Annotated in this window: 21 protein-coding genes; 13 read left to right on the top strand and 8 right to left on the bottom strand. The window is 71.1% G+C overall.

Annotated elements, in window-relative coordinates; translation table 11 throughout:
- The first annotated feature begins 80 nt into the window (after positions 1-80).
- Together FLV34_RS24165 and FLV34_RS24170 are read left to right on the top strand one after the other, a co-directional pair.
- The gene (locus tag FLV34_RS24165; protein WP_187280712.1) at positions 81-1,250 is read left to right on the top strand and encodes a CdaR family transcriptional regulator; all 1,170 of its coding nucleotides are present in this window, start codon (positions 81-83) and stop codon (positions 1,248-1,250) included.
- Positions 1,251-1,309: 59 nt separating this feature from the next.
- Entirely contained in the window at positions 1,310-1,489 is a 180-nt protein-coding gene (locus tag FLV34_RS24170; RefSeq protein WP_142650631.1) for a helix-turn-helix domain-containing protein, read from the top strand.
- A gap of 37 nt (positions 1,490-1,526) precedes the next feature.
- Here the strand turns inward: FLV34_RS24170 and FLV34_RS24175 are convergent, their stop codons facing one another.
- Together FLV34_RS24175 and FLV34_RS24180 are read right to left on the bottom strand one after the other, a co-directional pair.
- Complete coding sequence (locus tag FLV34_RS24175; RefSeq protein ID WP_142650630.1) at positions 1,527-2,183, bottom strand: class I SAM-dependent methyltransferase; 657 nt, start codon at positions 2,181-2,183, stop codon at positions 1,527-1,529.
- 160 nt (positions 2,184-2,343) lie between these two features.
- A complete protein-coding gene (locus tag FLV34_RS24180) occupies positions 2,344-3,168 on the bottom strand; it encodes a collagen-like protein (RefSeq protein ID WP_222709602.1) in 825 nt (274 codons plus the stop codon).
- A 378-nt stretch (positions 3,169-3,546) separates the two neighbouring features.
- On the opposite strand from FLV34_RS24180, the gene FLV34_RS24185 reads away from it, so the two are divergent.
- Positions 3,547-4,998 carry an MFS transporter gene (locus FLV34_RS24185; protein ID WP_147944121.1) on the top strand — a complete coding sequence of 484 codons (1,452 nt, stop codon included), beginning with the start codon at positions 3,547-3,549 and terminating at the stop codon, positions 4,996-4,998.
- On the opposite strand, the gene FLV34_RS24190 is transcribed toward FLV34_RS24185, so the two are convergent.
- On the bottom strand, positions 4,905-5,600 hold the full coding sequence (locus FLV34_RS24190) for a TetR/AcrR family transcriptional regulator C-terminal domain-containing protein (protein ID WP_142650628.1): 696 nt from the start codon (positions 5,598-5,600) through the stop codon (positions 4,905-4,907). The genes FLV34_RS24185 and FLV34_RS24190 overlap by 94 nt on opposite strands.
- Before the next feature lie 109 nt (positions 5,601-5,709).
- Here FLV34_RS24190 and FLV34_RS24195 point away from each other — a divergent pair, with 109 nt between their 5' ends.
- The gene (locus tag FLV34_RS24195) at positions 5,710-7,134 is read left to right on the top strand and encodes an MFS transporter (RefSeq protein WP_147944122.1); all 1,425 of its coding nucleotides are present in this window, start codon (positions 5,710-5,712) and stop codon (positions 7,132-7,134) included.
- A gap of 41 nt (positions 7,135-7,175) precedes the next feature.
- Here the strand turns inward: FLV34_RS24195 and FLV34_RS24200 are convergent, their stop codons facing one another.
- Positions 7,176-7,637, bottom strand: coding sequence for a hypothetical protein (locus FLV34_RS24200; RefSeq protein ID WP_147944123.1), 462 nt, complete (start codon positions 7,635-7,637; stop codon positions 7,176-7,178).
- A 58-nt stretch (positions 7,638-7,695) separates the two neighbouring features.
- Between FLV34_RS24200 and FLV34_RS24205 the strand changes: the two genes are divergently transcribed.
- Entirely contained in the window at positions 7,696-8,136 is a 441-nt protein-coding gene (locus FLV34_RS24205) for a sterol carrier family protein (RefSeq protein WP_142650625.1), read from the top strand.
- Between the two features lie 86 nt (positions 8,137-8,222).
- On the opposite strand, the gene FLV34_RS24210 is transcribed toward FLV34_RS24205, so the two are convergent.
- Positions 8,223-8,870 (bottom strand): DUF4190 domain-containing protein, encoded by a 648-nt coding sequence (locus tag FLV34_RS24210; protein WP_147944124.1) that lies wholly within the window; start codon positions 8,868-8,870, stop codon positions 8,223-8,225.
- A 183-nt stretch (positions 8,871-9,053) separates the two neighbouring features.
- Between FLV34_RS24210 and purF the strand changes: the two genes are divergently transcribed.
- The gene (purF, locus tag FLV34_RS24215; protein ID WP_147944125.1) at positions 9,054-10,490 is read left to right on the top strand and encodes an amidophosphoribosyltransferase; all 1,437 of its coding nucleotides are present in this window, start codon (positions 9,054-9,056) and stop codon (positions 10,488-10,490) included.
- Positions 10,487-11,515 (top strand): phosphoribosylformylglycinamidine cyclo-ligase, encoded by a 1,029-nt coding sequence (purM, locus tag FLV34_RS24220; RefSeq protein ID WP_142650622.1) that lies wholly within the window; start codon positions 10,487-10,489, stop codon positions 11,513-11,515. The genes purF and purM overlap by 4 nt, the downstream gene beginning before the upstream one ends.
- Before the next feature lie 713 nt (positions 11,516-12,228).
- On the opposite strand, the gene FLV34_RS24225 is transcribed toward purM, so the two are convergent.
- Both FLV34_RS24225 and FLV34_RS24230 read right to left on the bottom strand, forming a co-directional pair.
- A complete protein-coding gene (locus tag FLV34_RS24225; RefSeq protein WP_079315184.1) occupies positions 12,229-12,459 on the bottom strand; it encodes a DUF3073 domain-containing protein in 231 nt (76 codons plus the stop codon).
- Positions 12,460-12,610: 151 nt separating this feature from the next.
- Positions 12,611-13,729, bottom strand: a complete 1,119-nt coding sequence (locus FLV34_RS24230) for a Glu/Leu/Phe/Val dehydrogenase (protein ID WP_260617447.1) — start codon at positions 13,727-13,729, stop codon at positions 12,611-12,613.
- Positions 13,730-13,863: 134 nt separating this feature from the next.
- On the opposite strand from FLV34_RS24230, the gene FLV34_RS24235 reads away from it, so the two are divergent.
- Both FLV34_RS24235 and bldC read left to right on the top strand, forming a co-directional pair.
- Positions 13,864-14,730, top strand: a complete 867-nt coding sequence (locus FLV34_RS24235; RefSeq protein ID WP_142650620.1) for a hypothetical protein — start codon at positions 13,864-13,866, stop codon at positions 14,728-14,730.
- Positions 14,731-15,150: 420 nt separating this feature from the next.
- Positions 15,151-15,354 (top strand): developmental transcriptional regulator BldC, encoded by a 204-nt coding sequence (bldC, locus tag FLV34_RS24240; RefSeq protein ID WP_013133571.1) that lies wholly within the window; start codon positions 15,151-15,153, stop codon positions 15,352-15,354.
- 364 nt (positions 15,355-15,718) lie between these two features.
- On the opposite strand, the gene FLV34_RS24245 is transcribed toward bldC, so the two are convergent.
- Positions 15,719-16,441, bottom strand: a complete 723-nt coding sequence (locus FLV34_RS24245; protein WP_261985879.1) for a TetR/AcrR family transcriptional regulator — start codon at positions 16,439-16,441, stop codon at positions 15,719-15,721.
- Between the two features lie 219 nt (positions 16,442-16,660).
- On the opposite strand from FLV34_RS24245, the gene FLV34_RS24250 reads away from it, so the two are divergent.
- From FLV34_RS24250 to FLV34_RS24265, 4 genes are all read left to right on the top strand, one after another.
- Positions 16,661-17,764, top strand: a complete 1,104-nt coding sequence (locus tag FLV34_RS24250) for a LacI family DNA-binding transcriptional regulator (protein WP_142650619.1) — start codon at positions 16,661-16,663, stop codon at positions 17,762-17,764.
- Positions 17,765-17,879: 115 nt separating this feature from the next.
- Complete coding sequence (locus FLV34_RS24255; RefSeq protein ID WP_030508794.1) at positions 17,880-18,146, top strand: hypothetical protein; 267 nt, start codon at positions 17,880-17,882, stop codon at positions 18,144-18,146.
- A 66-nt stretch (positions 18,147-18,212) separates the two neighbouring features.
- A complete protein-coding gene (locus tag FLV34_RS24260) occupies positions 18,213-19,160 on the top strand; it encodes an N-acetylmuramoyl-L-alanine amidase (RefSeq protein WP_142650618.1) in 948 nt (315 codons plus the stop codon).
- A 163-nt stretch (positions 19,161-19,323) separates the two neighbouring features.
- Complete coding sequence (locus tag FLV34_RS24265; protein WP_147944126.1) at positions 19,324-20,979, top strand: beta-N-acetylhexosaminidase; 1,656 nt, start codon at positions 19,324-19,326, stop codon at positions 20,977-20,979.
- Positions 20,980-20,987: the final 8 nt, after the last annotated feature.

The raw sequence follows: 20,987 nt of genomic DNA on the forward strand, positions 1-20,987 counted from the left end.
GGAGATCATCGGTCACTTGTAAGGAAGACCAGCAGGGCCTTCTCCTACAAATGTCGAAGCGCCCAGGTGGAGGCCGAGTGGTGGATCTGCAGCGAATCGTGGACGACCTCGCGCTTCGCCTCGGAAGACCCCTGCTGCTCGAGGACGGCCGCCAGCGCGTCGTCGCGTACAGCGAGCAGGACGGGCCGATGGACGACGTCCGCCGCCATTCGATCCTCCGCCGCCACACCACCCCCGACGTGCGCGCCTTCCTCCGCGCCGCGGGCATCCACGAGGCGACCAGGCCGCTGCGCACGCCCGGCGCCCCGGAGCTGGGGCTGCTGCCCCGGGTCTGCGTCCCCGCACGGCACGACGGCCTGCCGCTCGGCTTCCTCTGGTTCATCGACGCGGCCCCGGCCATGACCGAGGAGGAGATCGCGATCGCGGCGGAGGCCGCGCCCGCCCTCGCCCTCACCCTGTTCCACGAGAGCCTGGTCACCGAGCTCGCCTCGCGTCGCGAACTAGAGGCCGTCACCGGCCTGCTGCTCCGCGAGCCCGACGCCGACAGGCCTCTGATCGAGGCGGGCGCGTTCCCACACAACGCGCCCGTGACCGTGGCGGTCGCCCGGCCCGCATGCGGCGGGACCGACGAGACCCTGCGGCTGACTCTGGAGCGCGGGCTGCTGGTCCTGCGGCGGCGCCTGGCCAGGCACCATCCCCTGCATCTGGTGCGCTTCGACCACGCCGTGCTGCTCACCGCGGGCACCACCGCCTTTCCCGAGGAGATGCACGCGGCCCTCGGCACGCCGGTCCTGGTCGGGGTCGGCTCGCCGCGGCCCTCGCTCTCCCTCGCGGCCGGCTCGTACGAGGAGGCGCTGCACGCCGTCGAGGTCGTCGCGAACGTGCCGGAGTTCGGCCGCTCCGCGGAGTGGGACCGCCTCGGCGTCTACCGCATGCTGTCCGGAGTGCCGCACGGCAACCTCCATCCGGGGGTGGCCAAGATGCTGGGCGAGGCCCAGCACCGGCCGCTGCTGGAGACCCTGGAGATCTACCTCGACCTCGCCGGCAACGCCCAGGCCGTCTCCCGCCGGCTCCGCCTGCACCGTACGTCGCTCTACTACCGCCTCCGCCGCGTCGAGGAGCTCGCGGAGACCGACCTCCGGGACGGCGAGGAGCGGCTGAGCCTGCATCTCAGCCTCAAGCTCGCCCGCCTCTCCGGCCGCTACCGCCCGTCCCCCCTCCCCCTGGAAACCGAAATCACCAGCCAGTGATATAAGGATGTCTTATATTGCCTGCATGACCTGGGAGATTACCCTGCACGCCGAGGTGCATGCCTGGTTTCTCGATCTATGCAATGGCGGAACGGATGGGCGTGAGCCAGGCACGAGTCTCCCAGATCGAGCATGGTCAGATTGGGGGGCTTGACACGCTTCGTTCCTATGTAGTGGCTCTGGGCGGAAGGCTCGACGTGGTGGCCGACTTCGGAGATCACTCGGTGAAGGTCGCCTGAGACTTCCCGGCCTCGGTTGGCGGGCTCTTTGGTCTCGTCACCGGGGCGGTTTGCGGGCGATGAGGTATGCCTGGGGGGTTCGCTCGAACTCGCGGCGTGCGCTCTCCAACTGTGCGACCACCGGCAGCCCCGCCTCGGCCAGCATGGTCGCCGCGCGGTCCGGCGACAGGCGGTGGAAGTCGAGCGCGACCTGGTGACCGTAGACCTCCGTCGCGTGGAAGGGCTCGTCGCCGGCCTGGAAGGCGAGCAGCAGATGCCCGCCCGGGGCCAGCACCCGGTGAAACTCGGCCAGCGCCGCGGGCTGTCCCTCCGGCGGGGTGTGGATGATCGAATACCACGCGACGACGCCGCCGAGAGTCTCGTCGGCGATGTCGAGGGCCGCCAGTGTCCCCTCCTGGAACCGCAAGCCCGGATGGTCGCGCCGGGCCACCTCGATCATGCCCGGCGACAGGTCGACACCGAAGACGTCCTCCAGGCCGAGCGCGTGCAGGTGCGCCGTGATCCGGCCCGGCCCGCAGCCGACGTCGGCCACCGGCCCCGGAACGCCCGACGCCCGCACGATCTCGGCGTACGCGGCGAGCATCGCGCGCTCGAACGGTTCGTCGTCCAGCCGGTGGCGAAGGCGATCGGCGTAGTCGGCGGCGACGGTGTCGTAGGCCGCCCGGGCGACCCGCAGATAGGAGGGCTCGGTCATGACCGAGCACCCTAGTGCCCAAAACCGACGAAGGCCCTTCCGGTAACCCCTCCGGAAGGGCCTTCGCAGTGCCGTACGCCAACGCCTCGTCGCGTACGGCAAGCAGGTGCGGCGCGTCCGGCGAAGCCCCCACGGACTCCACCGGCGCGCTTCGGCGCACTTACGAGATCTTCGCGCAGACGGCGTAGACGATGCCGTTGCTGCCGCTCCCACCGCCGTTGCCGGTCAGCTCGACGGTCCAGCCGTTGCCGCTCATGTAGCTGCCCGTGACGGTCCTGCTGGAGCTGACCTTGAAGCCGCCTCCGGTGACCCTCTCGTCGTTCGCGCAGGAGGCGGTGCCGCTGTTTCCGGAGATGTTCTGGCTCGACGTCCGGGTGCTCAGGGTGGGCGCGCCGCCGCTGCCACCCTGGCTCTTGAGCCACTTGAGGAAGTCGGCCTCGTCCTTGGAGGTGCAGGCGTGGCCCTTCCAGATGTCGCAGGCGCTCTTGCCGTCCTCGCCGGCGTCGCCCTTGAGGCCCTTCTCGCCCTTCGGCCCCTGCGGACCGGTGTCACCCTTGGGACCCGCCGGGCCCGCGGGACCGCGCTCCCCCTGGAGACCGCGGTCGCCCTTGTCACCCTTGGGCCCCTGCGGACCGGCGGGACCGGCGGGACCGGCGGGACCGCGGTCGCCCTTCTCGCCCTTGGGGCCCTGCGGACCGGCCGGACCACGCTCGCCCTGCGGACCGACGGGACCGCGCTCGCCGTCCTTGCCGTCCTTGCCGGGGGCGCCGTCCTTGCCCGGGGCGCCGGTGTCGCCCTTGGGACCCTGCGGACCGGCCGGGCCGCGCAGACCCTGGGGACCGCGGAAGCCGCGGGGGCCCTGAGCACCGGTGTCGCCCTTGGGGCCCTGCGGACCGGTGCCGCCGATCCCCACCGGACCCTGTGGACCGGTCCTGTTCCACGACACCTTCGTCTCGGTCGGCTTACATTTCGTCGTGGCGTTCACCAGCCGCATATACCGCGTGCTCTTGTTCACACACGCGTACAGCGGCGCGTCGCTCGCCGACGAAGCGGTGGCAGCGCCACCCAGAACCAGGACCGATCCAGCCAGAGCACCAGCCGTCATCAGGCCGATGGTGCGTCCGCCCGGCAACTTGATAGCCACGGGACTTCCCTTTCTGAGGCGCACGAAGGTGCGCGGAATACAGAAGTTGCGTACGTTAATCACGCGCCGAGGGATATGGAGGTTGTCCTGCGAAACATCACGTATGCGCATCTCCGCTATCCGTAAGCCCGGGCGGTCAAGAACGTTCCAAACCGCCTCGGGGCCGCGGTGATCACCCCAGGAAGATCCAGACGTACGGCGCACGCCACAATCGACGGCATGGCCGACACCCCCCTGGAACCCGGCTCCCCCGAGCATGCGAAGGCCCTCCGGTACGCCTGGAGGGTCTGCTCCGTCACCGGCCTCGGCCTCGTCCTCATCGGGCTCAGCTCCAGCACGCTGAACGTCGCGCTCCCCTCGGTCGTACGGCACTTCGACGCCGGGCCGCTGGCGTCGAGCTGGATCCTGCTCGCGCACCTGCTGATCAGCACCGCGACGCTGGTGTTCTTCGGCCGCGTCGCCGACCTGCTCGGCAGGCGAGAGGTCTACCTCGTCGGGTTCGCCCTGTTCACGGGGGCGTCGCTGCTGGCCGGGATCGCGCCGGACGTCGGTGTGCTCATCGCCCTGCGGGCGCTTCAGGGGCTCGGCGCGGCCATGATCCTCGCCAACGGCACGGTGATCGTCACCGCCGCCTTCCCGCCCGATCGGCTCAGCCAGGGGATGGGCGTCTACATGGCCACGCTCTCGGTGGCCCAGCTCGCCGGGCCGACCCTCGGCGGCCTGATCGCCGACACGCTCGGCTGGCGATGGATCTTCTGGATCAACGTCCCGGCGGGCGTGGTCGCGCTCGTGTGGGGCGCGACGGTGCTGCGGAAGGTCCCGGCCGGCCCCCGGCAGTCCGTGGACGCGCTGGGGAACCTGGTCGTGTTCGCCGCGTTGTCGGCCGTGCTGATCGCCATCAGCCAGGGCGAGCCGCTGCCCGGCGTGGCCGCCGCCGCGCTCGTCCCCGCGCTGTTCGCCGTGGAGCGCAGGGCGCGCAACCCGGTGCTGAACCTCACGCTCTTCGGCGGGCGCATGCTGCTGTTCGCCAATCTGGCGTCGTTCGCCAACGCGCTCGCGCGCTCGTCGCTGATCCTGCTCGCGGGCCTCTACTTCCAGGCCGCGCGCGGCTCCGACGCACTGGCCGCCGGGGTGGGCGTGCTGCCGGTGCCCGTGGGCATGACCCTCGCCTCTCCCCTCGCGGGCGCGCTGGGCCGCCGGGTGAGCCCGTACGCGCTGTCGGTGGGCGGGTGCGTGCTCACGGCCTCGGGGCTGCTCGTGCTCACGGTCTCGGCCGGCCCGGCCACGCCGTACTGGGTGATCGGGATCGGGCTCTTCGTGTGCGGATGCGGCAGCGGCGCCTTCCTGACCGGCAACACGACGCAGGTCATGAGCGCACTGCCGGAGGAGAGCCGCGGGGTGGTGAACGGCTTCCGCATGATGGTCATGAACGTCGGCGTCGTGCTCAGCGTGGCGACGACGCTGAGCATGCTGACCGCGTCCGTCGCGCCGGCGCTGCGCGACCAGGTCTACGCGGGGACCCTGTCGCAGGCGTCCCCGGTCGCGCTGCGGCAGCTCATGACGGGGTTCCGCACGACCTATCTCGTGTTGTTCTGCGTCGCGCTGCTGGGCGTCCTCTTCGCGGCCATCGCCTCGACTCCGGACATCAGGAGGTCGAGGCCGAAGGCGTAGTAGGCGTCGAGGTCGGGCTCGGCCTCCATCTCCCTGGCGTATTCGACGATCCGGGGGAACTCGTCGGCGGGGAGCCGTTCCAGGGTCAGCCGCTTCTGCCTGCGCAGCTCGGCCGCCTCCATCGCGCTGGCCGCTCCGGGGCAGCCGGGCTCGTTGTCGACCAGGGCCATGGCGCCGTGCAGCAGGTAGGTGGAGATGGCGTAGCCCTCGCTCAGCGTGAAGCCCGCCTGGGAGAGCAGGTCGAGCGCGGTGTCGGTCGCGCGGTTGAAGTTCGACACATCCTGCTTCTCGACCATCGCGAACAGCCCCGGCATGTAGCGGTGCTGCCGCATCACCCGGATCAGCGCCTCCACCATCACCCGCAGCCGTTCGTTCCACGGCGCGGCCGGGTCGAACTCGGGAGTGACCTGGGCGAGCAGATGGTCGGCGAGGCAGACGAACAACTGGTCCTTGTTCTTGACGTGCCAGTAGAGCGCCATCGGCGTCACCCCGAGCTCCTGGGCGAGCCGCCGCACCGTGACCGACTCCAGGCTCTCGGCGTCGGCCAGCTCAAGGGCCTTCTCGATCAGACTCAGGCGGCTCAGCCGCTCCGCGTGCGCCATGGCCCGCAGCCTCCCTACCTCATCGGCACTTGACAACTATACGCCGTACAAGGTCTCCTATGCACCGTACATGTACGCCGTACATGTACCTCGTACATGAGGAGGACGCATGTCCGGACGATGGTGGGCGCTGGTCGCGGTGTCGCTCGCGACGTTCATGACCTACCTGGACAACAACGTGGTCAACGTGGCTCTGCCGACGATCCAGCGCGACCTGGCGCTGACGATCTCCGGCCTTGAGTGGATCGTGAGCGCGTACATCCTGGTGTTCGCCGGCCTGCTGCTCGCCGGGGGACGCCTGGCGGATGTCTTCGGCCCCCGTACGGCGTTCTTCGGCGGCCTGGCGGTCTTCACGCTCGCGTCGGTGGCGGCGGGCCTCGCCGGGAGCCAGGAGACGCTGATCGCGGCGCGCGCGGGGCAGGGGCTCGGCGCGGCACTGCTGACCCCGTCGACGCTGGCCCTGCTGCCGCGGATCTTCCCCGACGCGCGCGAGCGGGCGACGGCCGTCGGCATCTGGAGCGCGGTCGGCGCCCTGGCCCTCGCGATCGGCCCGCTCACCGGCGGGTTCCTCAGCGAGAACGCCGACTGGGGCTGGATCTTCCTGATCAACCTGCCGATCGGCGTGATCGCGGCCGTGATCGGCCTGCGTTCGATCAGGGTCGAGCGGGCCGCGGCCGGGCGCTCCTCTCTCGACCTGCCGGGCCTGGCCACCTCCGCCGTGGCGCTGTTCGCCCTCACCTACGCGCTCATCGAGGGCGAGTCGCGTGGGTGGACCTCGGCGCCGATCCTCGGCGCGTTCGCGGCCTTCGCGGTGGCCGCCGTCGCGTTCCTGGTCGTCGAGTCCCGTACGGCGCAGCCGATGATCGACCTCACGTTGTTCCGTGAGCGGGTCTTCAGCGGCGGCCTGCTGTCGATGGGCCTGTGGTCGTTCGGCGTCTTCGGCATCTACTTCTTCACCGCGCTCTATCTCCAGAGCGCCCTCGGGTTCTCCCCGACGGAGGCGGGCGCGGGCTTCGTGCCCATGGCGCTGCTCATGGCGGTGATCGCGAGCGTCTCACCGCGGATCGCCGAGCGCTTCGGCAGCGCGGGCACGGTCGCCGCCGGCCTCGGCCTGATGGCGGTGGCCATCGGCGGGCTGTCGAGCGCGGGCGAGGGCTCCCACTACCTCGACCTGCTCCCCTGGTTCCTCCTGTACGGCGCGGGCGCCGGCCTGCTCGTCCCGCTGACCAACGTCGTGCTGAACGCGATGCCCCCCGCGCGGGCGGGCGTGGCCTCGGGCGTGCTCAACGTCTCCCGCGAGGTCTTCGGCCTGCTCGGCATCACGATCCTGGGCGCGATCCTGAGCGCCAGGCAGAGCGCGGTCGGCGGCGCTCCACTGCACGCCTTCCTTGAGGCCTACCGGTTCACGCTGGTGATCGCGGCCGCGATCGTGCTGGTCGGCGTCCCGGTCAGCGTCTACTCCCTGCGCCGCACCCGGGCCGCCTCCGCCTCCGCCGAGCCCAGCGAACCCGCCGTCGCCGAGCCCGTCGCATGAGTCCCCCCGTACGGCTCCGCGCCGAGCCGTACGGGGATGTCCTACTCCTTGATCACGTTATCGCGGGTTTCGCCGGGCACGAGCACGCACGGCGTCACCGGGTCGTTCATGAGGATCGTGCTGGTGCTGCTTCCCCCATCGGGCATTGCGGTGACGGTCCAGACGATCGTCTGGCCGGGCTCGAACAGCCGGGTGTCGATCCGCATCTGCCAGCCCTCCTTCTCCCCCGGGATGTTCATCGGCGTGGTGTAGAGGCCCCGGGGGATGTTCTCCACATTGCTGCCGCGCGGCCCCCGGCACCGCTTGCCCGCGGGCACGTAGTCGACGACGGCGGGGACCCCGAGGTCGCGTAGCTGCTTCCGCAGCCCCGCGACGTCACGGAAGTCGCGGATCGTGACCAGCACGACGCCGTGGGAGTCCTTGGTCACGGCGTAGGAAGGCGTGGTGAGGACCTTTCCGCCGATCAGGCTCGGGCCGGATCTGGTGCGTACACCCCCTCTCATGTACGGAGACGGGCGACCATTTCGCGCGACATCGGGCGGGATCCGGGACAATGGGCCGGTGCCGGCACGCAGAATCGACCCAGGGAAGATCAGGGAAGCGCTCGACGCCCAGCTCGCCGATCTGGGCAGGCCGCCGTTCGACGGCCCCGAGAGCATGGCCGGCAACGCGTGCGTGCTGGCCGTGCTCGACGCCTACGAGGCCGGGCTCACGCCGCTGCGGGCCGCCGCCCGCGCCGCCGTACGGCACCTGCTCGAAGAGCTGGCCGCGCGGGCGCCGGGACGGTCGGTGGAGGTGCGGGTGCCCCCGCACGCGGCGGTGCAGTGCGTGGAGGGGCCCCGGCACACCCGGGGCACCCCGCCCAACGTCATCGAGACCGACCCCCGCACCTGGCTCGAACTGGCCATGGGCCGGTTGTCGTGGGCCGACGCCACCGCCGCGGGGAAGATCGCGGCCAGCGGCGCACGGGCCGACCTGTCCGCGCTGCTCCCGCTCTGGTGACCGGACTCTCTGGTGACCGGACTCTCTGGTGACCGGGCTCTCTGGTGACCGGGCTCTCTGGTGACCGGGCTCTCTGGGAACACGGGTCACTGGATCCCGGAGAGCCGGTCCTGCACGCAGCGCTGCGCGTCCTCCTGGGTGGGATAGAGCCGGCGGTCGAAGCACTCGCCGACGTGCTTGGTCGTGAACCAGTTGTAGAGCGCCACACTGATGATCAGGGCGAGCAGCAGGGTCAGCGTGCTCAGCACCAGCCCTCCGATCGCCCTGCCCCGGTTGGAGTCTTTGGCGATCGCCACGATGCCGATGACGATCCCGACAATCGCCACGAGCGTGCCGATCCCGCAGACCAGCAACAGGACGATCGAGCAGATCCCGAGCACCAGCGCGGCCGTCCCGAGCCCGCCGCCCGGTTGCGGCCCCCACGGCCCGCCGGGGCGTCCGCCGGGCCCCGGAGGCGGCGGCAGCGGCCCCCCGTACGGCGGCTGCCCATACGGAGGTTCACCATACGGAGGCTGACCGTACGGCGGCTGCCCGTACGGCGGCTGCCCGTACGGCGGCTGCCCGTACGGCGGCTGCCCGTAAGACGGCCCTTCGTAGGGAGGACGGCCATAGGGCGGTCCCCCGTACGGCGGGCCGGCGGGCTCTTCCGGCATCCCGGCCGACGGCTCCCGCTCCTCCGGAGCCCCCGGGCCGTACGGCTCCCGCGGCCCCCCGGGGTCGTCGGGTGTCGCCACGATCATCCCTCCCCTGCCGGTTCCGGGCCCGAAATCCGATTCTCAGGGCCTGCCCGGAAGCCCAGGCTGCCCCGAAATCCGCGTGTGAGCAGGGGTGACACGGCAAAGGGCGGGTGATGCTTGCGGCGGCTGAAGGGCATGCCCGGGTTTGAGCAGCGCCAACGCCCAAATAGACTCAAGTACGTGTTGAAGGGCGACGGCCGGCTGGGCCATGACCTCGACCCCCAGGACCGCGCTCCGAAGGACGCCTGTGGCGTCTTCGGTGTATGGGCGCCCGGGGAGGACGTCTCCAAACTCACCTACTACGGGCTCTACGCCTTACAGCACCGCGGACAGGAGTCCGCGGGCATCGCGGTAAGCGAGGGCAACCGCATTCTCGTCTACAAGGACATGGGCCTGGTGGCCCAGGTCTTCGACGAGTCGATCCTCGGCACCCTGCGGGGGCATCTGGCGATCGGCCACTGCCGTTACTCCACCACCGGATCGAGTGTCTGGGAGAACGCGCAGCCGACGCTGAACTCCAGTGACGGCAAGGGGCTGGCGCTCGTCCACAACGGCAATCTGATCAACACCGCCCACCTCGCGGAAGGGCTCACACCCGGCTCCATCCGGGCGACGACCGACACCGAGGTGCTCACCGCCCTCCTGGCGCAGGACTCCTCGCGCCCGGTCGAGGACGTGGCGGCCGAGCTGCTTCCGGAGGTCAAGGGCGCCTACTCGCTCGTCTGGATGAACGAGACGACGCTGTTCGCCGCCCGCGACCCGCAGGGCATCCGCCCGCTCGTGCTGGGCCGGCTGGAGCGCGGCTGGGTGGTCGCGTCCGAGACCGCCGCGCTCGACATCGTCGGCGCGTCGTTCATCCGCGAGATCGAGCCCGGCGAGCTGCTGACCATCGACGAGCGCGGGGTCCGCACGCAGCGCTTCGCGCCCGCCGAGCCCAAGGGCTGCCTGTTCGAGTACGTCTACCTCGCCCGCCCCGACACCACGATCGCCGGGCGCGGCGTGCAGTCCACCCGGGTCGAGGTCGGCCGTGTGCTGGCCCGCGAACACCCGGTGGAAGCCGACCTCGTGATCCCGACGCCCGAGTCCGGCACGCCCGCCGCCATCGGCTACGCCGAGGAGAGCGGCATCCCGTACGGCCAGGGCCTGGTGAAGAACTCCTACGTCGGCCGGACGTTCATCCAGCCGTCGCAGACCATCCGCCAGCTCGGCATCCGCCTGAAGCTCAACCCGCTGCGCGAGGTCATCGAGGGCAAGCGCCTGGTGGTCGTGGACGACTCCATCGTCCGCGGCAACACCCAGCGGGCCATCGTGAAGATGCTGCGCGAGGCCGGGGCCACCGAGGTCCACGTGCGGATCTCCTCGCCCCCGGTCGCCTGGCCGTGCTTCTACGGCATCGACTTCGCCACCCGGGCGGAACTGATCGCCGGGTCGCTGTCGGTCGAGGAGATCCGGTCCTCGCTCGGCGCCGACTCCCTCGGGTACATCTCCCTGGAGGGGCTCACCCGGGCGACCACGCTGCCGGCCGAACGGCTCTGCCGCGCGTGTTTCACCGGCGAGTACCCCATTCCGATCGAGGACGACAGGGTGGGCAAGTTCGTGCTGGAGGCTCAGCGATGACCAGCTACGCCGACGCCGGCGTCGACATCGAGGCCGGTGACCGCGCGGTCGAGCTGATGAAGTCGCGGGTGGCGCGCTCCCGGCGCCCGGAGGTCGTCGACGACGCCAGCGGCTTCGCCGGGCTCTTCGACGCCTCGGCGTTCCTGCGCTACCGCAGGCCGCTGCTGGCCACGTCCACCGACGGTGTGGGCACCAAGGTCATGCTGGCCCAGCAGCTCGGCAAGCACGACACGATCGGCATCGACCTCGTCGGCATGGTCGTGGACGACCTCGTCGTCTGCGGGGCCGAGCCGCTGTTCATGACCGACTACATCGCGTGCGGCAAGGTCGTGCCCGAGCGGATCGCCGACATCGTCGGCGGCGTGGCCGAGGGATGCCGGCTCGCGGGCTGCGCGCTGGTCGGCGGGGAGACCGCCGAGCACCCCGGCGCGATGGGCCCCGACGAGTACGACCTCGCGGGCGCGGGCACCGGGGTAGTCGAGGCCGACGAGATGCTCGGCCCCGACCGGGTCGTGCCGGGCGACGTGGTGCTCGGGCTGGCCTCCAGCGGGGTCCACTCCAACGGCTACTCGCTGGTCAGGCATGTGATCAAGACCGCCGGGCTGCGCCTGGAGCAGGAGCTGCCCGAGCTGGGCCGTACGCTCGGCGAGGAGCTGCTGGAGCCCACCCGCATCTATTCGCTCGACTGCCTGGCGCTCATCCGGGAGACCGAGGTGCACGCGCTGGCGCACATCACCGGCGGCGGGCTGGCCGCCAACCTGGCCAGGTCACTGCCCGGCACGGTGGACGCCCTGCTCGACCGGGGCTCCTGGACCCCGCCCGCGATCTTCGAGGTGCTGGGCGGACACGGCGGCGTGCCCCAGGAGGAGATGGACAAGACGTTCAACCTCGGCGTGGGCATGTGCGCGATCGTCCCGGCGGCGGAGGCCGACAAGGCGCTCGCGCTGCTCAACGGTCGCGGCCTGCCCGCCTGGGTGCTGGGCGAGGTCGTCGAGGGCGAGGGACGGGCCCGTTTCCGCCAGTAAGGCCGGGCCGGACGAACGCCGGCCGGTAGGGCGTTCTCGCCGGCGCGGTGACGGGACGGCCGCGGCCGGCCGAACGGGCACCGGAAGGTGTCGTAGTGTGACGGCTCGCCGGCGTGACAGCCGCGGCCGACCCCCTGGGAGCGCCGTTGGGAGCGCCGTCGAACGGGCGGCCCGCGTCGCGGCGGTCCGCCCGGCCCGCGCCTACGGCCGGCGGGCGTCCGTCATCGACGTGAGATCCGTCACTTCCGGGACGACGCCGCCACAGCCGCCGCAGCGGAGCCGATCGAACAGGGTCCGCCGCCGGGCGTGTCCGGGCAGCACGCGTGTCCGGGCAGCACGCGTGTCCGGGCAGCACGCGTGTCCGGGCAGCACGCGTGTCCGGGCAGCACGATGTGGCGGCGGCCACAACGGCCCGCCACCACGGGGACCAAGCGGTTTCCAGGAGACCGCAGCCCGCGATCCGGCCGAGCCGGCGATGAGGGAACACGCCCATGACACACCGACCGGCGGTGACCGGGTCCGGCCACTTATGCGGCCGTCCGCAACGGTCCCTGATTACGGCCATCCGCAATGGTGCGGCCGACCGGCGCTCCCTCCGCGCCCGTCCCCGCACCCCCGAGGCGAGGGGCGGACGGGAGAGCGACTCGCGGACATTGAGAGAACCCGGCGGGAACGTCCCCCGCCGGGTCACTCACCTGGCGATCAGAACCGGGTCAACGCCGCCCACGGCGGTCGTCATCGCCGTCGTCGTCGTCGACGGCCGCGTAATCGGCGTAGCGATCAGCCAACTCGTCGTAAGGGTCATGCTCGTCACTGTGGCCGGAATCGTCGGCGTCCACGACTCCGAGCTCCGCGCGCAGGCGCTCAAGATCCGTCCCGCCGCTGTTGTACTTCAGCTGACGGGCGACCTTGACCTGCTTGGCCTTGGCTCGGCCGCGCCCCATTGGCTCGACCCCCTCATGCGGGGCCGTGCCCGACCCCTCGTCACTAACGCACCGCGCACCGACGCCACCTGACTTCAGGCGTCAGTCTCTCGTTCGCCTATTACCGTACCTGGTTTGTGCGCCGCTCGGTACGTCGTACGAGCGGCGGCGGTCAGCGCCGGAGCCAAATACCCCTTAGCCGACCGATTTCTGACATTCTCCGCTCTGCCAGCCTATCCGCTGCGACGGCGGGAGGGACGCCTTCTTCCTCGGCCGAGTGGAAGATCTTCAAGGTCGTGTCGAAGATCTTCGCCGCCCGGGCGCGGGCGCGGTCCATGTCGAAGCCCTCGATCTCGTCGGCCACCTGGATGACCCCGCCGGAGTTCACGACGTAGTCCGGGGCGTACAGGATGCCCCGCTCGGCGAGCTGCTTCTCGACGCCGGGGTGGGCGAGCTGGTTGTTGGCCCCGCCACAGACGATCTTCGCCTTGAGCCGGGGGACGGTCTCGTCGTCCAGCGCGCCGCCGAGGGCGCAGGGCGCGTACACGTCGATGTCGGACGCCACGAGGGTGGCGGCGTCGGGCACGACCTCGACCTCGGGGTGGCGCTGCCGCACCTGTTCGACGGCCCGCTCGTTCACGTCGCAGATCACGACCTCGGCGCCGTCCTGGAGCAGGTGCTCGACCAGGCGGTGGCCGACCTTGCCGACCCCCTCGATCCCGACCCGCCTGCCGCGCAGGGAGGAGGCGCCGTACACGTGGTCGGCGGCGGCCCGCATCCCCTGGAACACGCCGAAGGCGGTGAGGATGGAGGAGTCTCCGGCGCCGCCGTGCTCCTGCGTGCGGCCGGTGACGTAGGAGCACTCGCGCGCCACCACGTCCATGTCCTCGCTGTAGGTGCCCACGTCGCAGGCGGTGTAGTAGCGCCCGCCGAGCGACTGGACGAACCTGCCGTAGGCCCGCAGGAGAGCCTCGCTCTTGTCGGCCGAGGGGTCGCCGATGATGACGGCCTTGGCGCCGCCGAGGTCCAGACCGGCCAGCGCGTTCTTGTACGCCATGGCCCGGGAGAGGTTGAGCACGTCGGCGAGCGCGGCCTGCTCGCTCGGGTAGGGATAGAACCGGGTGCCGCCGAGCCCCGGTCCGAGGGCGGTGCTGTAGATCGCGATGATGGCGTACAGGCCGCTACGCTCGTCGGAGCAGAAGACGACCTGTTCGTGTCGCACCGGCTGGGCGGGGTTCGTGTCGCCGCCGGAGCTGGAATCCTTGTGGGACAGCCCGAAAACGTCGGTCACGGTGGTGACTCCTGATCGTGTACGCCGCCTCGTTGCGGCGATCGGCCTCCAGCTTATCGGACGACCCCATAAAACGATCATGAAAACCCGGGACGGTGCTGCACAGGTGTCCCGCGACGTGGCACGATTCTGGTGTGCTCCCCTACGCCGCCTATCTCCGTGTGTACGAGCCGCTGACCGCTTTCACCCCGCAAGATCAGGCTCGGTGGGCCCGGTACGCGGACTCGCGCGACCGGCCGCGCCGGGCGGGCGCGCTCGAGGTCGAACACGGCGAGGCGGTCCGCCGGCTGCTGTCGGTCCCGCCACTGCCGGCGCCGGAGCGGGAAAGCCCCAACGCCTACCTGCGCCGGGTGGAGGAGACGCTGTACGTCTGCCCATGGCAGAGCAGGCTGCGGTCGTGGCTGGCGTTCGCGTCGTTCCGCGGGAGCGTCCCGGTCAAGCTGGCCTCCCGGTTCGTGCCGCAGGCCATCGCGGAGCAGACCGCCGACGACTTCGACCGGTTCAAGCGGGGAGAGCAGTCCCTGCGCACCCACATCCGTACGAGCACCTGGCATGTGCCGATCGCGTGGTTCGTGCCGTTCGACTCGGCCGAGCGCTGGCTCGTGCTGGGCTCGGAGCAGCCGGCCGAGGCCGGCGCGCAGACCACCGCCGCGCCGCCCAGGAACATGCTGTACGTCACCTCGATGGCGCAGGCCCGGCGCCGGGTGGCCCGGGCACTGGTGGTGATCCGCAGGCACGTCGGGCAGGTGGCGGCCCTCACCGAGGTCGAGGAGGTGGGCCGCTGGCTGGAGGAGTTCCACCCCCACTCGCTGGTGGAGCTCGACTACGGCGGCCTCGTCCATCTGATGGACGACCGCACTCTCCAGGGCGACCAGTCCGTCGCCGAGGTGGCGACCGCCCTCGCGGGTTTGGACAACGGTCAGGAGGAACTTGCCTTCGCGATGTATCAGCGCGTGATTCTCCGCTGGAGGTCGATTCGCGCCCTGGAGTCGGCAAACTGACGGTCATGAACATCCCCTGACCTGCCAATTCAGGTCATGGCTGCGTCGATCTCACATCTACGAACTGAGTAGTTTGCCGTTTTCACTGCGATACCACGAAACGTGTCGCTAGAATCACCGAGCGTGACATCAACCCGTGGTCGAGACGTTGTGCCCAGAGGGCTCGCCAATCGCACTACGTGGCTGTATGGTCACATCGGGTGATGCCGTAAATGGTCCTAGAAACCGCACGTTTTTGGATCATTGACGGACATCCGTGACAGTGCCGCGACCGACAGGATTTCCCCGAGCGCAGCGGCGTCGAGGCGGACAACGCCGCTCCGGCCGACGCGACCGGGCAGGGCTTGACGGAAGGGGCACTTGCGCCAGACAAGTCGCAGGATCGCTGCCGGCGGTCCACACGGAGGAGAGGCCGCACAAATGTCAGCTCGTACACCCGAGGCCGAGCCACTGCTCACCCCGGCGGAGGTCGCCACGATGTTCCGTGTCGACCCCAAGACCGTCACCCGGTGGGCGAAGGCGGGCAAGTTGACGTCCATCCGCACCCTCGGCGGTCACCGGCGTTACCGGGAGACCGAGGTCCGGGCACTGCTCGCGGGGATTCCGCAGCAGCGGTCCGAGTAGGACGTGGCCGTCACGCCACGGGGGGAACGACGGCGCGCTCGCGTCGGGGATGTGAGCGCGTCCACCACACTCCCATGACCGCCCACCGGTCATGGGAGGGGATCTGGGGTCGGCGCCGCCCGCCCGGCGCCTCCCCGCGCGTACGATCTCCGTTCACCCCCGGCGGTTCCCCCCGTTGAACGCGGTGAGGGTTCAGGGAACGGCCTCACGGTTCGCGGAAGCCGGGCTCCCAGGTGCCCGGCTCTCAGGAGCCAGGTCCTTGGACGGCGCGTTCGCAGGTGACGCGTTGTCACATGGCACGTTCGCGCGTGGCACGTTTTCGCATGGCACGTTTTCGCATGACGCGTTCTCGGACGCCGAGCTCTCAGATGCCGGGTGCTCGGTCGCCGAACGCCACGCTTTCAGGTGACGCGTGCTCGGAAGCCGCGTACGTGGGCAGCAGGGTCTCCAGAAGCACCCGCACCCCCGGATCCTGCCCGCTCGCCGCCCGCAGGAGCGCGACCATCTGGTCGACCAGGAGGCGCTCCAGCTCGGCCCGCGCCATGTCGCGGTGCTCCAGCCAGTCGAGGCCGGCCGTCTCCACCGAGGCGACCCACGATCTCAGCGTGACGCGCAACACCGGACCGGGCGCGTCGACCCCCATCTGATGGACGATCATGCGCAGCATGCGCTGCCGTACCCCGTCGACGATCTCGCCGATCTCCCCGGTGCGGTTCGCCGGGCCTCCCCTGAGCAACGCGGCGAAGCCGGCCGCGTGCTCCTCGACGAAGTCGAAGTAACGCGTCAGGCCCGCACCGAGCTGTTCCAGCGGCCCGCCCTCGCCCTGCGCCTGCAACCGTGCCTGCAGTTCGGCCGCCGCGCTCCGCAGGGCCGCCACGTAGAGCTCCTGCTTGCCGCCGAAGTAGTGATAGACGAGCGCCCTCGACGCGCCCGCGGAGGCCGCCACGTCGTCGATCGAGACGTCCTCGGCGTCGTGTCTGCTGAAGAGCTCCAGCGCGGCGGCGATGAGCTCCTCACGCCGCCGGTCCACACTGAGCCTGCGTCGCGCCGGCCGTGCCCCGTCTTCCGCTTGGCGTGTGGCACTCACACCTCGCACCCTAGCGAATCCCCACCTGAGAGAGGCGTGGCCGAATTCCGGGGCGCCTTCGGCTCCCTCCCGGCTCTGCGCGCCCACGCGTGGTAACGCTAACCTTCCCAACGCCCGATCTAGAGGAAGGTTCCTGTCTAACCGCGATCAACCCGTACCCTCAGGGCAACTCGATCGTTTGGTGTGTCAGGTGCACGTCCACGCATCGTGGGGAGAACCATGTCAGGACCGTCCATGCAGACCACTGCCCGGAAAGACGTCGGGGTCACGATCCCCACCGGCGGACTGTCCGATGGGTTCAGCCCTCGGCCCCGCCCGACGATCCGCAACGTGGCCGAGCGGGCAGGAGTCTCCAAGTCGCTGGTGTCTCTCGTGCTGCGGGGCTCCCCGCACGTGAGCGAGCACCGCAGGGAGGCGGTCCTCCAGGCCGCCCGGGAGCTCGGCTACCGCCCGAACGCGGTCGCCCGCAGCCTGGTCGAGGGGCGCACCCACCTGGTGGGCGCGCTCGTGGCCGACCTGCACAACCCCTTCTACGCGGAGTTCCTCGACGGCCTGCAGGAGAGCCTGCACGGCGACGGGCTGCGGCTGCTGATCGGCAGCGGCCGCTGGGACCCGGCGTTCGAGGACGAGGCCGTCGAGGCGTTCCTCGAACTGCGGGTGGACGGCCTGGTCCTGCTCGGAGTCGCGCCGTCCAGCGACACGCTGGCCGAGGCGTCGGCCTACACGCCCACCGTGGTGGTCGGCGAGCGCGACGTCGAACTCGAGGGCGTGGACATCGTCGTCGACGACGACCAGCTCGGCGCCCGCTTCGCCGTGGACCACCTCGTGGAGCTGGGCCACCAGCGCATCGCCCACATCGAGGGCGCCCCGTCGTCGGCCGCCCGCTGCCGCTGCGAGGGCTACCTCGTCGCCATGCGCCGCCACGCGCTGGCGCCGTACATCATGGTCGAGCACGGCGACTTCAGCGAGGAGGGCGGCCGGCGCGCGGCGCTGGCGCTGCTCAAGCGCGACCCCCGGCCGACGGCGATCTTCGCGGCGAACGACATCGTGGCCATGGGCGTGCTGACCGCGGCGAGCGAGCTGGGGTTACGGGTGCCCGAGGACGTGTCCGTCGTCGGATACGACAACACCCACCTCGCGGCGGTCACCCACATCTCGCTGACCAGCGTCGACCAGCCCCGGCGGGCCATGGGCCGCTCGGCCGCGGCGCTGCTGAGCGACCGCATAACCGAGCCCGGCAAAACCGCCCGGCTGCGGCAGGTGAGCCCGCAGCTCGTCGTACGGCGCAGCACCGGGCCCGCTCCAAGCGGTGGCCAAAGCTAGGTCAATCACCGACGTGTCCCCTCGCGGCCGGTGTTGACTTCAGCCGTGGCGCCGGCCCCCGGCGGGTCGCGGAAGGGCTGCCCGCAGGCCGGCGACCGGATAATCGGGGGGATTCATGCGTGATCCTGAGTTGGTCTCCTGCGCCCAACGGGCCGCCGGCGAACTGGAGCGGGCCTGGGCGCACTGGAGGGAGAGCCGGGGGCTCGGCAGCGAGGACGTCGCCGAGTCGGTGGCGAGCTATGTCGCCCACTCGATCGACCACCCCTGGGGACGGCCGCGCGTGGTGCTGGGCCTCGACGCCGAGGACGCCCGTGAGCTGGCCGCTCTCCTGCATCGGCAGGAGGTCCCCGAGCCGGCGTGGGCGGCCAGGTTTCCGGCATAACGGTCTGATCACGACTCCGTCCCGGTTAGGTTGGGGTGACCACACCTCCGGGAAGGGGATTCGACCGTGATCAGACGACCACTCGCCGCCGCAGCCCTGGCCCTGTGCGGGGTCGGAGCCGTCGCCTGCGGCGGCGCTGAGGTCTCCGGCGCTGAGGTCTCCGGCGCTGAGGTCTCCGGCGCTGAGGTCTCCGGCGCTGAGGTCTCCGGCACGGGGACCTCAGCCTCCACCGCCTCGTCCCAGCTCGGCCGGCCGGCCTCGGCCGAGGACCAGGCGACGGACACGGCCTCCGCCGGGACGGCCGCCCCGGCCACGCGTACGGCGGCCGCCTCCGAGGTGGAGGCACGGCCCCTGGCCGGCAAGGTCGTGGTGATCGACCCGGGCCACAACGGCGGCAACTTCCGCCACACCAGGGAGATCAACCAGCTGGTCGACATCGCCAACCAGAAGAAGGCCTGCGACACGACCGGCACCTCGACGAACGACGGCTACACCGAGGCGGCCTTCACCCTGGACGTGTCCACCAGGCTGGCCAAGCTGCTGCGGGCCCAGGGGGCCACGGTCAAGCTCACCCGTACGAGCAGCACCCCGTGGGGTCCCTGCATCAACCAGCGGGCCGCCATCGGCAACAAGGCCAAGGCGGACGCGGCGATCTCCATCCACGGCGACGGCGCGGGGGCGAACCTCCGCGGGTTCCACGTCATCATGCCGAAGAAGATCGGCGGCCCGGTCGATCCGGTCGTGAAGGACTCGGCAAGGCTCGGCGTGGACGTGCGGAACGCCTTCCACAGCGGCACCGGCCTGCCGTACTCGAACTACATCGGCAAGCAGGCGCTGAACTATCGCAGCGACCTCGGCGGGCTCAACCTGTCGACGGTGCCGAAGATCTTCATCGAGTGCGGCAACATGCGCAACGCCACGGACGCCGCCAAGTTCAAGAACCCCGCGTTCCGCGCGAAGATGGCGCGGGCGCTGGCGAAGGGCCTGGAGAACTACCTCACCTCGACCCGCTGACGCGTCCCGGCGGCTCTGAGCGGGTTCTCGGCGGGTTCTGAGCGGGTTCTGAGCGGGTTCTGAGCGGGTTCTGGACGCGCTCTGGGACGGGCTTGCAGGCGGGCTCCGGCGGGCTGTGGACCGGGTGGCGGGACTGTCGGCGGGGTTTGGCATCATCTGCGGAATGAAGCATCTCCTCCCCCTGCCGAGGCGTGCCGAGACGGGCCCCGGGTCGGCCGAGATCGCGCCCGGCTCCGCCGTCTCGGGCCCGGCCCCGCTCACCGACGCCGTACGGCTCGCGCTCCCCGTGCTCGACCTCCGGGTGCTCGACCTCCGGCCCGGCGACGCCGCGACGGCGGCCGTGCGGGTGGAGGAGGACCCCCGGCTCGGTCCCGAGGCGTACGAGCTGACGATCGCGGGCGACGGGGTGCGCATCGCGGCGGGTGATCGGGCGGGTGCCTTCTACGCCGCGCAGACGCTGCGGCAGCTCCTGCCGGCCGAGGCGTTCCGGTCGGCCGTCGCGCCCGGGACGTCCTGGACGGTCCCCTGCGGGCGGGTGGAGGACGCCCCGCGGTTCTCCTGGCGCGGCGCGCACCTCGACGTGGCCCGCAACTTCCTGCCCAAGCGGGAGGTGCTGCGGATGATCGACCTGATGGCGCTGCACAAGCTCAACCGGCTGCATCTCCACCTGGCCGACGACCAGGGCTGGCGGGTGGAGAGCAGGGCGTTCCCGCTGCTGCACGAGGTGGGCTCGCACCGTCCACAGACGATCACGAGCCACAAGGGGGAGGCGCCCGCCTTCGACGGCGTCCCCCACGGCGGTCACTACACCCTCTCCGACCTCGCGGAGATCGCGGCGTACGCCCGGGCGCGGGAGGTGATGGTCGTTCCGGAGATCGACGTGCCGGGGCACGCCTCCGCCGTGCTGGCCGCCTATCCCGCGCTGGCGTCCCGGCCGCAGGAGCGCTACGAGGTGCTGGACCGGTGGGGCATCTCGCCCGCGATCCTGTCCCCGCTTCCGGCGACCGTCGACTTCCTGACCACCGTTTTCGCCGAGATCACCGACGCCCTGGGCGACGTGCCCTACTTCCACATCGGCGGCGACGAGTGCGTGCTCGACGACTGGGCGGCGTCGGCCGAGATCTCGGCCTACCAGGCGTCGCTGGGCCTGGAGACCACCGGTGACCTCCACGCGTGGTTCCTGCGGCGGCTCGCCGACGCGCTGGCCGAGCAGGGCAGCCGCGCGGTGGTGTGGGACGAGGCGTTCGTCAGCGGCAGGCTGCGGCCCGACACGGTCGTGATGCCCTGGCGCGGCGAGCACGTCGCCCGCCGGGCCGCGGCGGCCGGTCACGACGTGGTGGCGACGCCGGTCTTCCCGATGTACTTCGACTACGCCGAGGCGGCCTCGCCCGAGGAGCCGGCCGGGCTGGGAGACGCGATCACCGTGGCCGACGTAGTGGCCTTCGCGCCCGCGCCGTCCGAGTGGCCGGAGGAGGAGCGCGCCCGGGTGATCGGCGCGCAGTTCCAGCTCTGGAGCGAGCGCATCCCCGACGGCCGTACGCTCGACTACCGCGCCTGGCCCCGGGGCTGCGCGGCGGCCGAAGTCGCGTGGACCGGCGGCCCTGCCGCGCCCGAGGACTTCTTCCCCCGCCTGGAGGCCCATCTGGCCCGGCTCGACGCGTTCGGCGTGGAGTATCGCCCGCTGTCCGGCCCCCGGCCCTGGCAGCGGGGCGGCACCGGATGGCGGCGTCACCGCCCCGGCGCCGTCGACGTCCAGGACGTGATGCGCCACCTGCACGAGCTCAGCCTGTCCGCCGACTCCACCCGGCCCAGTCTCTGAGACCCCCG

Source organism: Microbispora sp. CSR-4, assembly GCF_008033685.1.
Lineage (GTDB): Bacteria > Actinomycetota > Actinomycetes > Streptosporangiales > Streptosporangiaceae > Microbispora.

What these genes read in the sequence shown, in the direction of transcription:
- FLV34_RS24170 (WP_142650631.1), top strand. Translation starts at nt 1,310, where the DNA reads ATGCCTGGTTTCTCGATCTATGCAATGGCGGAACGGATGGGCGTGAGC.
- FLV34_RS24175 (WP_142650630.1), bottom strand. Translation starts at nt 2,183, where the DNA reads ATGACCGAGCCCTCCTATCTGCGGGTCGCCCGGGCGGCCTACGACACC.
- FLV34_RS24185 (WP_147944121.1), top strand. Translation starts at nt 3,547, where the DNA reads ATGGCCGACACCCCCCTGGAACCCGGCTCCCCCGAGCATGCGAAGGCC.
- FLV34_RS24190 (WP_142650628.1), bottom strand. Translation starts at nt 5,600, where the DNA reads ATGGCGCACGCGGAGCGGCTGAGCCGCCTGAGTCTGATCGAGAAGGCC.
- FLV34_RS24195 (WP_147944122.1), top strand. Translation starts at nt 5,710, where the DNA reads ATGTCCGGACGATGGTGGGCGCTGGTCGCGGTGTCGCTCGCGACGTTC.
- FLV34_RS24200 (WP_147944123.1), bottom strand. Translation starts at nt 7,637, where the DNA reads ATGAGAGGGGGTGTACGCACCAGATCCGGCCCGAGCCTGATCGGCGGA.
- purM (WP_142650622.1), top strand. Translation starts at nt 10,487, where the DNA reads ATGACCAGCTACGCCGACGCCGGCGTCGACATCGAGGCCGGTGACCGC.
- FLV34_RS24225 (WP_079315184.1), bottom strand. Translation starts at nt 12,459, where the DNA reads ATGGGGCGCGGCCGAGCCAAGGCCAAGCAGGTCAAGGTCGCCCGTCAG.
- bldC (WP_013133571.1), top strand. Translation starts at nt 15,151, where the DNA reads ATGTCAGCTCGTACACCCGAGGCCGAGCCACTGCTCACCCCGGCGGAG.
- FLV34_RS24250 (WP_142650619.1), top strand. Translation starts at nt 16,661, where the DNA reads ATGTCAGGACCGTCCATGCAGACCACTGCCCGGAAAGACGTCGGGGTC.
- FLV34_RS24255 (WP_030508794.1), top strand. Translation starts at nt 17,880, where the DNA reads ATGCGTGATCCTGAGTTGGTCTCCTGCGCCCAACGGGCCGCCGGCGAA.
- FLV34_RS24265 (WP_147944126.1), top strand. Translation starts at nt 19,324, where the DNA reads ATGAAGCATCTCCTCCCCCTGCCGAGGCGTGCCGAGACGGGCCCCGGG.